This window comes from Paenibacillus sp. FSL R7-0189 (assembly GCF_037969925.1).
GTDB classification, from domain to species: Bacteria; Bacillota; Bacilli; order Paenibacillales; family Paenibacillaceae; genus Paenibacillus_AQ; species Paenibacillus_AQ odorifer.
In genome coordinates this window covers 4823941-4838183 of sequence record NZ_CP150223.1, presented here as the reverse complement: position 1 = coordinate 4838183, position 14243 = coordinate 4823941, and the positions used below count along the sequence as shown (strand labels likewise).

The 14243-nt window shown below is 45.0% G+C and carries 12 protein-coding genes; 4 read left to right on the top strand and 8 right to left on the bottom strand.

The window, feature by feature from the left end; translation table 11 throughout:
* Positions 1-17 precede the first annotated feature (17 nt).
* Entirely contained in the window at positions 18-1766 is a 1749-nt protein-coding gene (locus MKY63_RS21060; protein ID WP_036685737.1) for an ABC transporter substrate-binding protein, read from the bottom strand.
* A 233-nt stretch (positions 1767-1999) separates the two neighbouring features.
* The gene (locus MKY63_RS21055; RefSeq protein ID WP_076216097.1) at positions 2000-2902 is read right to left on the bottom strand and encodes a winged helix-turn-helix domain-containing protein; all 903 of its coding nucleotides are present in this window, start codon (positions 2900-2902) and stop codon (positions 2000-2002) included.
* Between the two features lie 1736 nt (positions 2903-4638).
* Between MKY63_RS21055 and MKY63_RS21050 the strand changes: the two genes are divergently transcribed.
* Entirely contained in the window at positions 4639-4932 is a 294-nt protein-coding gene (locus MKY63_RS21050; RefSeq protein WP_036685732.1) for a GNAT family N-acetyltransferase, read from the top strand.
* A gap of 82 nt (positions 4933-5014) precedes the next feature.
* Positions 5015-5860: a GNAT family N-acetyltransferase gene (locus MKY63_RS21045; protein ID WP_036685729.1), complete on the top strand. Its 846-nt coding sequence runs from the start codon at positions 5015-5017 to the stop codon at positions 5858-5860.
* Between the two features lie 97 nt (positions 5861-5957).
* On the opposite strand, the gene MKY63_RS21040 is transcribed toward MKY63_RS21045, so the two are convergent.
* From MKY63_RS21040 to MKY63_RS21025, 4 genes are all read right to left on the bottom strand, one after another.
* Positions 5958-6725: a hypothetical protein gene (locus tag MKY63_RS21040; protein WP_051491404.1), complete on the bottom strand. Its 768-nt coding sequence runs from the start codon at positions 6723-6725 to the stop codon at positions 5958-5960.
* Between the two features lies 1 nt (position 6726).
* Complete coding sequence (locus MKY63_RS21035; RefSeq protein ID WP_076274739.1) at positions 6727-7179, bottom strand: flavodoxin; 453 nt, start codon at positions 7177-7179, stop codon at positions 6727-6729.
* Between the two features lie 171 nt (positions 7180-7350).
* Positions 7351-7716 (bottom strand): VOC family protein, encoded by a 366-nt coding sequence (locus MKY63_RS21030; RefSeq protein ID WP_076104466.1) that lies wholly within the window; start codon positions 7714-7716, stop codon positions 7351-7353.
* Positions 7717-7801: 85 nt separating this feature from the next.
* The gene (locus MKY63_RS21025) at positions 7802-8632 is read right to left on the bottom strand and encodes a helix-turn-helix domain-containing protein (protein ID WP_076274740.1); all 831 of its coding nucleotides are present in this window, start codon (positions 8630-8632) and stop codon (positions 7802-7804) included.
* 231 nt (positions 8633-8863) lie between these two features.
* Here MKY63_RS21025 and MKY63_RS21020 point away from each other — a divergent pair, with 231 nt between their 5' ends.
* Both MKY63_RS21020 and MKY63_RS21015 read left to right on the top strand, forming a co-directional pair.
* Positions 8864-9727 carry a class I SAM-dependent methyltransferase gene (locus MKY63_RS21020; protein WP_036685718.1) on the top strand — a complete coding sequence of 288 codons (864 nt, stop codon included), beginning with the start codon at positions 8864-8866 and terminating at the stop codon, positions 9725-9727.
* A gap of 3 nt (positions 9728-9730) precedes the next feature.
* Entirely contained in the window at positions 9731-10477 is a 747-nt protein-coding gene (locus tag MKY63_RS21015) for an RluA family pseudouridine synthase (protein ID WP_076274741.1), read from the top strand.
* A gap of 697 nt (positions 10478-11174) precedes the next feature.
* Here MKY63_RS21015 and MKY63_RS21010 read toward each other — a convergent pair.
* Complete coding sequence (locus MKY63_RS21010; RefSeq protein ID WP_036685713.1) at positions 11175-11606, bottom strand: MarR family transcriptional regulator; 432 nt, start codon at positions 11604-11606, stop codon at positions 11175-11177.
* Positions 11607-11798: 192 nt separating this feature from the next.
* The gene (gene gyrA / locus MKY63_RS21005) at positions 11799-14240 is read right to left on the bottom strand and encodes a DNA gyrase subunit A (protein WP_036685712.1); all 2442 of its coding nucleotides are present in this window, start codon (positions 14238-14240) and stop codon (positions 11799-11801) included.
* Positions 14241-14243: the final 3 nt, after the last annotated feature.

Below are 14243 nucleotides of genomic sequence, written 5' to 3'. Positions count from 1 at the left end.
AGGGGACACTGGTTTATTTATTTCAGGCTCCAAGTTGGCAGACTGCCAGCAAGACCGATGAACGGGCTGACCGAGAGATTCTCAATACGTCCGTTATAGGCGTATACTGTCTTTTTATAACTTGTAAAAATAATAGGCAGTTCATCATTGAAAAGCTGATACAGCTCTTTATATACCGCTTTGCGTGCCTCAATATCAGTAGTGGCCAAGGCTTTGTTGTACAGCTCTAGGAATTTCGGATTGTCATAATCCGTGATTTCTCCATCGAAGAATTGCATGAACCCGTCAGACGGATCAGTCAACATGCTTGTGGAGAAGGATACGAGATCATAGTCCCCACCTTCTACTTTCGATACCAGTGAGTTAAAGTCTGCGAAAACCTCAGGCTGGAATTCGATACCCAGCGCTTCAAAATTCTCTTTAGCTACAGCGATGAAAATATCTGTGTTTTTGCTCTTCGAACCGAGGTAATGGATGCTCAGCGGTTTGCCATCTTTTTCACGGATCCCCCCCGCGCCTACCGTCCAGCCAGCTTCATCGAGCAATTGTTTTGCTTTTTCCGGATCATATTTGTAAGGATTAATACCTTCCTCAGTGTAAGACCAGGAAATCGGCGATGCCGGGATGTTGGCAATAGAACCTGCACCTTGTGCTGCATCCACATAAATACTCTGACGATCCAAACCGTACACAATAGCTTGACGTACAAGCTTATCCTTGAGCTGCTCATGCTTGAGGTTAACTTGCAAGTAACCATAGGTACTTGGAGTGTATGGAATAATATTCACAAAACCAAGTGCTTTCAGCTTCTCGATATTCTCGTCTGTCGCACTAAAGGAAGCGTAGTCCACTTCACCAGTTTCTACGAACTGCCATACGTCGCCTTCCGTAGTTTTGTAGATGAAATGCTCCGTCTTTGGTTTACCTTTGAAATAATTCTCATTCGCTACAAAACGCACTTCTTGACCTGGAATAAATTTTTCCAGCTTGTAAGGTCCATCGCCAAGTGGCTTCTCATGCAGCTTTTTAATGTATTCAAGATTTCCAATTTTATAGTCCTTGCCATAGTAAGCTTTCGATAGTACATTCGAGCCGAGCTGTACCAGCGCCGTTGCGTTTGGTTGCTCAAGGGTTGCTGAGATCGTCTGTGGATCAATTACTTTAATGCCCTCAACTGTAGGGGATGTACCTTCCTTATAGGCTTTGCCGCCTTTAACATTTAGCGATGGAAGCTGGGAGCTACCGTCATACGATTTGTCGTATTGGATCGTCCATGTAAATGCCACATCATCCGCTGTTAACGGTGAACCGTCGCTGAATTTCAAATCTTTTCTCAAGTGGAACGTGTATGTAAGCTGATCATCTGAAACATCCCAGCTCTCCGCAAGCTCCGGCGTTGGAACGCCTTTGTCATCAACAGTTACGAGAGAAGCGTATAGCAGTGAAGAGACATTGCCATCATAACCACTTTGTTGAAAATAAGGAGTGAACGCTCCGCTTGGGTCCGTAAGCCCGACGATAATGGTATCTGTACGTTTCTGGGCCACCGCTGGAAGTTTGGATAAATCCGTGGCAGTAAAAGGTTCGCTTAGAGCACCCGCAGGAACAATCTCTGGTGCAGTGGTTGCTTCCACATTGGTTGAATTGGAGCCTGCAGCCGCATTATTTGCGGATGAGGATTCGTTATTACTGTTGTTAGCGCAAGCAGAAAGTAACAGTGACCCCGTAAGCAGTAATGAAGTGATTACAATCGCATTTTTTCTCATGTACCTATCTCCCTTTTCTCTCTGATAGAATAATAACTATAATTCCTACCCGTTAAGTATGAATAACATCTGATGTTCATTATAGAAAGGTTTTCGAGTTCTGTAAAGAGAGAACTTCAAAAAAATTCTCCATAAACAGAATTAGGCGATAATTAAAACAAATAAAAAAGCCAAAACCCCTCTCTGCATAAGAGAAGCCCTGGCTTTCAGACGGTTATTTTTTTTCGAAATCATTATTTCAAATACTCGAATAGCTGCTCGTTCATCCGATGAATACCTTCAAGACGCAGACTGTATCCGGTGACATTCTCTCCTTCAATATAGGCATGAAGCAAACCTGCACAACGAAGATTAAAAATATGATCATGCACAATCCCCTTCGAGATCCCCGCATGCTTAACAATTTCGGTAAACGTCTTACGGCCATCACTAAGGGCTTGGAGGATTTTTAGCCGGCTTTTTTCACTCAGACTACGGATCGCTCTGTACATAAAAGGGGAGATTTCCTCATTCTCCATCGATATCCACGCCGCATAATGGCAGATCGTTAATTCCCCATAGCAATAGATAATATTAGCAGGCTGAAAATGATACTGTGGAATCAGTACGAGCTTCTTAAGCCCATCCGTAGGCATGAAGTAAAATCCGTTGGTCGTCTTGTTCACGAAATCCGCAGTGTCCAGTTCATTAAGCTCCGTGTTCTTCGAATCCGCATGCTGCTGCAGTTTGCTCAAAATCGCAGGATTGCATTGGCTAAAGTACTGGCGGTTCCACTCGGAAAGTAAAAATACTACGCGGTTACGGTAATCCTCCATATGGCTTGGAAATACCTTTACATACTTTGATAAGGTCTCATATAACTCACCAACCGATAACCCTTCAATCCATTTCAACACACTGTCTACATCATCTTTAAATGGACAACAGTAAATGAGCAGATTCAACATTTTCCACTCATTGTTTAGTTCGGTTTCTTTCAGACGGGATAACAGCTCTTCACTGAGCGTGCTTTCAATTTCATTAGCCCATGCTACCCCTAAATCAATCTTCTTATAGGATTTTTTGCAGAGATAAGTATGTAAGCTGTTCAACAACTCATAAATCGATCCAAATTCAACCTCAACCTTGTATTCCACAATGATTCCTCCTGCTAGCGGTTCTTTTCAGTAGTGAGATATTCTCTTAATCTTATTGTATTATCCTGAGAATACGCAAGCTACTCTATAAACGGGAGTGCATAAAAATTCATTAGCTGCTATTTCAGCACCGAATTTCCTGTATTGCACGCTGGTTTAGTCGTCATTTCCGCGAGCGTGGGCGCTATCGGATACAGCTGAGCTTGTGCTAATAGCGTTTGCTCGATCCGCAGGCTTCAGCGGGAGATCAGGACTCTGCGCTATCGGACTCAGTTGACCTAATTCGCAGTATTATCTCCTTTTCAGCATGCTATCGGACTCCATAGGCACTATGGGCATTAAAAATACCTATTTCGTGCCTATTCCAAAGGAATAGCTGCTCTGGTGTCCGAAAATTTACTCAAACGGCTAAATATGTGCAAATAGCGTCTGCTGGGTCCGAAAGCATCAGTGAGGAATTAGGATTCTGGTCCGTAAGCTTCTGCGAAGAATTAGGATCCTGCGCTATCGGACTCAGTTGACCTAATTCGCAGTATTATCTCCTTTTCAGCATGCTATCGGACTCCATAGGCACTATGGGCATTAAAAATACCTATTTCGTGCCTATTCCAAAGGAATAGCTGCACTGGGGTCCGAAAATTTACTCAAACGGCTAAATATGTGCAAATAGGGTCTGCTGGGTCCGAAAGCATCAGTGGGAAATTAGAACTCTGGTCCGAAAGGTTCTACGGAGGATTAGTATCGGACACAGTTGACGTTACGCTATCGGACACAGTTGACGTTATTCGCAGTATTATCAAACCTAAATATGTTTTTGGGTCCGAAAGCAATGGGAAATTAGAACTCATGGCGAAAGGCTACGGAGGATTGTACTACGCTATCGGACACAGTTGACGTTATTCGCAGTATTATCCCATTTTTTGTGAGCAATCGGACTCCATAGGCGCTATTGACACTATAAATGCCTATTTCGTGCCTATTCATAAGGAATAGCTGCACTGGTGTCCGAAAATTTACTCAAACGGCTAAATATGTGCAAATAGCGTCTGCTGGGTCCGAAAGCATCAGTGGGAAATTAGAACTCTGGTCCGAAAGGTTCTACGGAGGATTAGTATCCTACGCTATCGGACACAGTTGACCTTATTCGCAGTATTATCCCCTTTTCAGCATGCTATCGGACTCCATAGGCGCTATTGACACTATAAATGCCTATTTCGTGCCTATTCATAAGGAATAGCTGCACTGGTGTCCGAAACTTTGCTCAAACGGCTAAATATGTGCAGATAGCGTCAGCTGGGTCCGAAAGGTTCTGCGGATAGGAAAACCAAGGGTTCGGAAGTTCGGGGGTCGGGGTTACGGGGTTACGGGGTTACGGGGTTACGGGGTTACGGCATTCCAGGGTTACGGGTTCCGGCGTTCCAGGGTTCCGGCATTCCGGGGTTACGGGGTTACGGGGTTACGGGGTTCTGGCATTTCGGGGTTACGGGGGTCCGGGGGTTCCCAGCGTTCCCAGTTTTCAGCTTACCAAAACAAATACTTGAAGTTAGTTAACTCTCACTTGCTATATTCTGCTTGACCAAGTTGCCCACATGAACAAAAAATACAGCGCAGCGATCCACGGGTAACAAGGAAAGCAACATTCAGCCCGAAGAACAATCAATCTGGTTCGTTCCTCGCTTTTTGCAATTCATGGTAGTAAAATATAGGCAATAACTAATTAGGAGTGAAGCCATAAGATGCAAATTCAAAATGAAAACGGACGTTTTTTTGTTGCTAATGACGGTAAGGACCTTGCCGAAATCACATACAGTTTGGATAAAGAAACCGGGGAATTGGTCATTGACCACACTCGTGTCTCCGAAGAACTGCGCGGGCAAGGTACTGGACAAGAGCTTGTACGTGCTGTTGTGGACAAGGCTCGGAATGAGAATTTAAAAATTGTACCCGTGTGCTCCTATGCTGCGCATCAATTTGAGAAGCACCCGGAGTACAAAGACGTGCTGAGCGGGAATACTGGCGGGAGAGCTTAAAACCTGCTCCCGTTTCCGCGAAGCTTTTTTAGTAACTATGCGAACTTATAATAGTTCAAATACACTTTAGGGGGAAACGGGTTTGACGACTGCCGACACTTTTAAGAATATTGAGGAATTGCAACAACGCTGTGAGCAATATGAAGGAATCTCATTAAAACTGAATTGGGATATGCTCCGCCAGCCATCAAGCGCAGGTGATACGGAATGGCTTGTGACTTATGAGGACGAATTACTGGTCGGTTTCTTGGGACTCTATGGTTTTGGAAGCGATATGGAGGTCTGTGGCATGGTTCGGCCAGGCTACCGTCGACGCGGAATCTTCACCTCTCTGTGGAACCGAGCACAAACCATAATCAAACGCAATAAAGTCTCTACTCTTCTTCTAAATGCACCCGCCGCTTCTTCATCTGGAACTGCTTTCCTGCAAACCTTGCCTCTACAGTTCAATCACGCTGAATATCAAATGAAATGGGATGGCAATTCCATGGTTTCTTCTGATGTTAGCTCAGCAACAGGGACTGTGGTCTTACGGCCAGCTCGTGAAGAAGAGGCACATATTCTGGTCGAACTGGATTGTGGAGGTTTTGATATGAAGACAGAAGATGCTGCCGAGCAGTATGAGTTGCACAAACAGGAAGGTATGCAAGAGAATATTATGATCGAGATGGACGGCAGGCCTGTTGGGAAAATGCGAGTGTGGACTGAAGATAATGAATCCTGGATCTATGGATTTACAGTCGACAAAAAGCTACGTGGGCTTGGCATTGGCCGCAGCGCCCTTCTTCAGACCATCGAACGAGAGCGCCAAAATTATAATGGTGTAAATCTGGAGGTCGCACTGGATAATCCCAATGCACTTAAGCTGTATGAGAGCTGCGGCTTTGTCATTCAGAATAAACAGGATTATTACCGATTTATCGGCTAATCCCCCGACCTAACTCTTGAGATTTTAATAAAGCAGTAACAATAAGACCTCCTTACTTGCTGGTGTTCTAACCTGCAGATAAGGAGGTCTATATTTATTATAGTAAATAATTCGCTTCGCCTCTCTCATTTCTACGATCGCTGCAGCTTAAGGAACCGTCAGCTAACACTTCACGCTCAAGAAATACGGATAACAAACGCACATAATCCAGTGACTCCATAAGCGAGATTGCCTCTCCAGCAAAGCAGTATTTACGTCCATCCAGCAGCGAGAAAACTTCCACGGTCTCCGCTGGCTCACCATAAGCATGATGGCAAAAAACATTGGCCATATGCATAAATCCAGTGATGATATCCTCATTGCCATTAACCATAAACTTCTGAATGTTCACGCTCCGGCCACTTTTTGAAGAGTTCCAAGCCAGCTGCGTAATCATCGATAACTCCAAATTCAGCGCTGGAACTGGGACATGCCACTGTTCATATAACATCACTGGAATCTCCTGTAGATGATTGCTTGAAACGATACGCATAAGCTCATCAGCTACACTCGTTTTGATATCCCAATATTGCAAAAGGGAGGGAAAAGCATCTCCCCTAGGAGGCCACCGGCGTTCTAACAGAAATTGTATAGGTGTCTCTCTTCGCACTTCCGGCAGCAGACTATAGAAGTCATTAAGTGTATGCCCCACAGCATATTGAACCTGCTGGCGCCAGCGTGGGAGCCCCGTCGCTGGAGCTCCGCTAGCTAAATTCTCAGTCCCGCCCAGCATAATATGCTCCATGCGATAATCGTGCAGCCGTTTATACGGAGGGGTATGTACATCCCTTGGTTTGTTAAACCAACTTCCCACTGGCCCACCCATCTTAGTTTACCGCCATACAGACTTCGATAAATTGACGGCCGAATTGACGGCAGGCTTCTTTTTCGGCAGCATTAGGGCCATACTCAATCTTTAGGCTATCTTGCAAAATGACTGCTCCACGCTCCTTTAACTTCTCCTCGATAACATCCACTGCCCCACAATAAATGGCGTAGCCTGTATCCCCACTACCAAAAACTGCTGACTTCATGGCAGTCAAATCAAGTTCATCCATCTCCTCATAGAAATCAAGAGATTCATCCGGCAACTCTCCGTCTCCCCAAGTATATGCCCCTAGCAGAACGCCTTCATATGATTTTATCTCAATCGCATTACATTCAGTGACCGACTTCAAAACAGCCTCACCGCCTGCTTGGCGTATTCCTTCTACAATCAATTCAGCCATTTCTTCAGTGTTACCAGTTAAACTAGCATATGCCACAAGCACTTTAGCCATAAACTCCTGTTCCTCCCCTACTAACACCTTAAATTTAAATCATATACGCTTCACCTCATTCTATTTGATAATGATTATCATTGTCAATAAATAAAGTTAAAAAAACGCAAACTCCCCGTTATTACACACGGTTGAAGTTTGCGCTCCGTCTCATTTTTCTTAAAAAGAAGCTTAATAAGCACCTTCCAGCAAGGTTATGTGATTCCCATCAGGATCACGAAAATTCATTTCTTTACCGCCATATTCCATCGTAACAGGTGGCTGACAATCCAGTCCCTTAGCTTTCAACTGCTCGTATGTCTCATCAAGATTATCACAGCCGAATACTAAATTAACAAAACCTGTCGTAAGATTTTCCCACTTTGCAGCATCCCAAATAATAATTCCCGGCTGTTTCTTGTCAAAACCAAGCTTTGCCCCGTCGAAATTACCGTAGCCTTCGAAAGGCATAGGAATTCCCAGTACCTCCGTATAAAATTTAGCTGACGCCGCAGTATCTTTAGTGTAAATGTTAGTCCCTTCAAAAGACGAAATCATAACTTGTCCCCTCTCATTTTCATAATATGTCTCATTTCTTACATGGGTTTAGTCTAACAAGGTTAACACGCTTTGTATTGCAAAATTACGACATTCTTCGGCCTGCATAGACCAAGGCTTCAAGTGGGGTTCTTCCTGCATATTTTTTGAAATTATTGATAAAATGGGACTGGTGACTGTAACCATACGCGAAAATAAGATCCTGCATATTCTTTGTCTGCCCAGGTAAATGACACATCTCCCGCCATACATTCTGAAACCGCACGAGATCTGCTGTTTTTTTGGGCGATACACCTATATATTCTTGAAAAAGCCGTTCAAGTTGTCGTCTGCTTAAATTAGAACTGGTCTCCAAATCCTCAGAGGTCACAATCCCTTTTTGTTTTACCATAGTATAGACTGCGTTCATCATCCGATCGTTAGTCCGCCCTCTACGCTCAAGACGACGAAGCAGATAGGCTTCAGCGGCTGCAATCCTTTCGTCCATCGAGTTTACTTTCTCCAATAGATGACCAAGCTCTTTTTTAAAAGTGCCAAAATAATGTTCTACATCGACATGTGCATTCAAGACATTCCGCAGATGATCATCTGCAAAAAAATGAACCGCCCAGAATTGAAACCGGATACCAAAGGTTGAACTCCCCCCTGGCTTTCCGTCTGAAGAGACTTCAAATGGAGTGTCATTGATACCGGAGAAAAAAGTGTTTGTATTGCCTGATTCTCTATCCAAATCCCAAATAATATCCATACAGGTATCCGGAATTATTGTCTCCGTCTCAGGTTGTTGTATAGACTCCACATCTACAGAACCCCAAAAACAGCGAATAAACGGCTGCAAGGCATGGCTGGGCAGAAACTCACTAGTGTGGTTGGGTTTTGCAGTTATAGGGAAATACAGCGGTGAGAGATTGAACATAGCTTTAGTTCTCCGATCGTAAATAGGGTAAGAACTCTACTATCTGATCATACACAATCAAGTCTTGCAGCACCAGTTGAATAGCCGCATAAGCATGGGAATATTATACACCTCATTAGCATTGGACAAAATAATTGGTGAAGCTGGCTGAGGCGTAATTTGTTTGTAGCAATCAGGTGAAATGTTGTACAATAAAGGCTAAATGAATTTTTTTGAAGGATGGATTAAATCATGTATATAGCGAGCGATTGGAAAGACTATGAAGTAATTGATACAGGCGGTGGAGAAAAGCTCGAACGCTGGGGCGATATTATCTTGCGTCGTCCTGATCCACAGATTATTTGGCCTCTAAATAATGAGACCGCTAAATGGCGTGATGTGCACGGACATTATCACCGTTCCTCCGCTGGTGGCGGACAATGGGAAATGAAAAAAACCATTCCGGACGATTGGAAGATTAGCTATGGTAAATTAAAATTCCACTTACGTCCTACAAACTTCAAGCATACAGGACTATTCCCGGAACAAGCAGCCAACTGGAGCTGGATGATGGACAAGATTGCTGCGGCTAACCGTCCAATCTCAGTGCTGAATCTTTTTGCTTACACAGGTGGAGCTACTGTGGCAGCGGCGAGTGCCGGTGCGTCTGTCGTTCACGTAGATGCAGCCAAAGGTATGGTGCAGTGGGCGAAAGAAAACGTTCAGCTGTCTGGTCTTGGAGAACGTCCAGTCCGCTTTATCACGGATGATGTATTCAAGTTCGTACAACGTGAACAACGCCGCGGCAGTAAATATGACGCGATTATTATGGACCCTCCTTCTTACGGAAGAGGACCTGGTGGAGAAATGTGGAAGCTTGAATCAAGCTTGTACCCTTTCCTTGAGAGCTGTATGGAGATTATGAGCGACAACCCTTTGTTCATGCTCATTAATTCCTACACCACAGGAATTTCTCCAACTGTACTGCGCAACATGTTGTCCATGACCATGGGCAAACGTTATGGCGGAAAACTTACCTCCGGCGAAATCGGTCTTCCGATCACCTCCTCCGGCATGAATCTGCCATGTGGTATCCTGGGTCGCTGGGAGGCGTAAGCCATGACACAACATAGTTCCGGCAACAATGAGGCTGTAAGCGGCGGATCGCAACGCTTTGAAGTGTTGTACGAAGACAACCATCTTCTGGGGATTGTAAAACCCGTGAATATTCCTGTTCAGGAGGATGCAACAGGCGATCCTGACCTGCTGAACCTGCTGAAAGAAGATGTGAAGGAACGTTTCAACAAACCCGGCAACGTCTATATAGGTCTGGTCCACCGTTTGGACCGACCGGTTGGGGGAGCAATGATTTTTGCCAAGACTTCAAAAGCGGCTTCAAGACTATCCGAGAGTGTCCGTACTCACGGCTTTCATAAGGTGTATTTAACAGTCGTGCATGGTAAACCGCCAGCCACTCGTGGCCGTCTTACAGATACGCTGCTTAAAGACGCAAAGAGTAACACCGTCACTGTGGTTCGAAAAGGAACTCCCGGCGGCAAGGAAGCAATTCTGAATTACACAGTGCTTGACAGTGCAGAAGGATACAGCCTGCTTAAGATTGATTTACTTACAGGGCGTTCCCACCAAATTCGGGTGCAGCTGAGTTCGATCGGCTGCCCATTATACGGTGATCAGAAGTACGGGGCTTCAGTGAACAGACCGGGGCAACAAATTGCGTTATGGTCAGCACTTGTAGGATTCCCTCACCCTGTTACTAAAGAAGAAGTGGAACTCATCTCTCTGCCCCCACAAACCCATCCTTGGGATCTGTGGCCGCGGGAAACACTAAAAAAAGGGCTGTTCTAAAGCAGCCGTTTCTAGGCATTGAAACGATAAAAACGAGGCAGTGATTCTCCGGTTAGTGGAGAATCACTGCCTCGTTTTTGGTTCTGCGTCTGCTACTTGAACAGACTATGGGAAGAGGGTCCACGTTGGAGTGTTCTTCCTAGCTCCGCAGGATATGCTTAGTCCGATTATTCCAGCCGGGCATTGAATATCCCTTTGAGATTAAACATCCTTTCGAGATTAAACATCATTTTGAGATTAAACATCTCTTCTACCTTCCAACCTGAACTTAGCCAACTGATCCACCGCTCTGTTTAGCAGTGGATCAGTAGTGGATCAGCAGTGGATCAGTAGTGGATCAGCAGTGGTTCAGCAGTGGTTCAGCAGTGGTTCAGCAGTGGATCCTAGATGGAATCTGAAATGAAAAGTAAGATAACTGCATTCTATACACTTATTCCGAATAAAAAAGCAGTAGATCGGATTTTAAGTGTACTTTTTACAATTAAAAATCAGGGAAACTGCAAAAAGAGAAGTAAATCAAGAAAATAGTTGTATAAAATACAGTTATATTTCATCAATCGAGTAATTAGCAAACAATAGCTGTACAAAATACAACTAAATGCATCTAGATGCATCTAGGTGCCTCTAATTGCTCTAAAACACTCTAAATGCTTCTACATACTCTAAATGCACTAGTGATACAGCAAAGCTATTTGCTTCAAGGTGTTGAGCCCTCCGGTGTGGTTGTAACAACCATTTTGCCCATTAAGTAGAGCAGTAACTGTTGGTTATGAGAGGAGATCGGATCAAGCGCTTCCGCAAAAAAATCACTGCGGATCTTTAGACCACGTGCAGTTTCTTCCTTTCCAGTCTCCGTTATGCTCACCCATACAATCCGCCGGTCCGAAGCATCTCTTTCCCGCACAATAAGCTCATGCTTCTCCATCCGATCAAGTAACATCGTAACCGCTGCAGGACTGGTCGCCAAATGTGGAGCCAGATCAGAAGGCTTCATGGCGTCGCGTTCCTGAAGCAGTTCAAGTACAGTAAGTTGGGCATCCGTCAGCGTTGGAGCAAGATTACTGTCCATATGTAATTTATAATCTTTTAAAATCTTATGCCAAATTTTACTGAATTCAGAAGCATGCACACTTATTCCTTCCTTTCCTCGCGGTTCTATCCGGTATATCTACATTTTCGCGAAACAACTTCCATTTCCTGCAAAAGAAGAAAAAATAAATCTGCCGGACCTTCAGCATAAAAAAATAAAAAACGACGCTTAGTCAACCCTCCAAAAGAGCGGACTAAACGCCGTTATAAAATCACTTGTTAATCGCTAGTTTTAATGAACCGATGGGAAAAGATTTATGATCTCATCCTTTTTCTCCACAGCTACAATCTGTTTGCCTGTAGAACGACGCTCGCCCAGCGGCGCTGATTCAGAGGAGAACGTATGGTGGGCATTCTCACGAGTAACGGCATTCAGTTCCAATGGCTCCTTGCAATAGAAAGCCCCTGCTAACCTGCTGCCATTTGGACGTATTCGTTTGCCTTCCTTGAATTCGAAGGTTGGCATTCCTTTGCCACCACGGCTTTGTGATGGATAATCCACAAGTAATGAACGTTTCGCATAACCAATATCAGAAATAGCAAGGATTTCGCCTTCATCTTCGCTGACCCAGAAGCAGGAAATCACCTCGTCGCCCTCGCGCAGCTGAATTCCTCTTACACCAGATGCAACGCGACCCATAGGGTTAACCTCATTCTCATGGAATCGGATACTCATTCCCTCACGGGTAACCAGCACAATGTCCTTGTCATTCGTACTGGAAGCCACTGTAATGATCTCATCACCCTCGGCTACCTTACAGGCCGCTACAGCTCCAGAACGGCTTGTAGAGTATTCCTTGAGCTCTGTACGCTTCACCTGACCCCGACGGGTGACGAACACAAGACTTTGCTGCGGATCATCTAGATTATTAACCGGAATCACACTAACGATTCCATCTCCTTTAGACAATCCAATGACATTCACAATCGCTGTACCAGGCTCTTTCCATTTAAACTCCGGAATCTGGTGCACAGGAAGCAAGAAGTATTGCCCCTTGCGGGTAAATACCAGCAGACTGTCACGGGTATTCACATCCAGCAGCCTGACGATATGGTCACCTTCTTTGACGCCTGAGGTATGACGCTCCCCACCTGAACGGGTGAAGGAAAGCATACCAGTCCGCTTAATATAACCATCTGCTGAAAGAGCAACTAGCACATCCTCCGCGTTGACCAGAGCTTCAAGGCTAACCTTGAGCTCCTCTACTTCGCCTTGGATCAGAGAACGGCGATCAATGCCGTATTTGTCGCGAATCTCCAGCAGTTCCTTACGGATTACAGAAACTAGCTTTTTGTCGCTTTCCAAAATGCCGCGCAGATGTGTAATCTTTGCCATCATTTCATCTAACTCTTTCTGGAGTGAAGTGATCTCCAGATTGGTCAGACGATACAATTGCAAAGTAAGGATCGAATCGGCTTGGCGTTCACTGAAGCCGAACATCCATACGAGATTGTTCTGAGCATCCTGACGGTTTTTCGACGCTTTGATCGCAGCGATAACCTCATCCAGAATGTTCAGTGCTTTAACTAAGCCCTCTAAGACATGAGCACGGTCTTCTGCGCGTTCCAGATCGAACTGGGTGCGATGAGTCACAACTTCACGCTGATGCGCGATATAAGCTTCCAGGATGGCTTTTAGACCAAGCTGCTGAGGCGCTTTGTTAACAATAGCAACCATATTGAAGTTATAGGTAATTTGAAGATCGGTTTTTTTGAGCAGATAGGCCAACACGCCTTGAGCATCAGCCTCTTTTTTGAGTTCGACTACAATCCGCAATCCCTCACGGCCGCTCTCATCACGAACCTCGGCAATGCCATCGATCTTTTTCTCCAGCCGAATATTCTCCATGGAAGTAACCAGCCGTGATTTTACAATCTGGAATGGAACTTCCGTAATCACTATTTGCTGCTTACCGCCCCGCATATTCTCAATCTCTGTCTTGGAGCGCAGGTAAATACGGCCTTTACCTGTGCGGTAAGCATCCATGATGCCGTCTCCGCCCATGATCGTGCCGCCTGTAGGGAAATCCGGACCTTTCATAAAGGTCATAATTTCTTCCAGCTCAATATTTGGCTTCTGCATCACTGCGATACAAGCGTCAATTACTTCACGCAGATTATGTGGCGGAATTTCAGTAGCAAAACCCGCAGAAATCCCACTCGTGCCATTTACGAGCAGATTCGGATACCGGGAAGGAACCACAACAGGCTCTTTGGCGGTATTGTCAAAGTTATCTTTAAACAAGACGGTCCGCTTCTCGATATCACGCATCATCTCCATTGCAATGGGAGACAGCCGTGCTTCTGTATAACGCATTGCCGCAGCTGGGTCATCGTCCATGGAGCCCCAGTTGCCGTGACCGTCAACTAGCACATGCCCCATCTTCCAAGGCTGTGCCATACGTACCATACCATCGTAAATAGAGGAGTCACCATGTGGATGGTAATTACCCATTACATCTCCGACGGTTTTGGCTGACTTGCGGTATGGCTTGTCAGGTGTGTTGCCGGAGTCGTACATCGCGTAAAGAATCCGGCGCTGCACGGGTTTAAGTCCATCACGGACATCGGGGATTGCCCGGTCCTGAATAATATATTTGGAATACCGACCAAAGCGGTCACCGACGACCTCTTCCAGAAATGCCGGCAAAAATTGTTCTGATAAACTACTCACTTT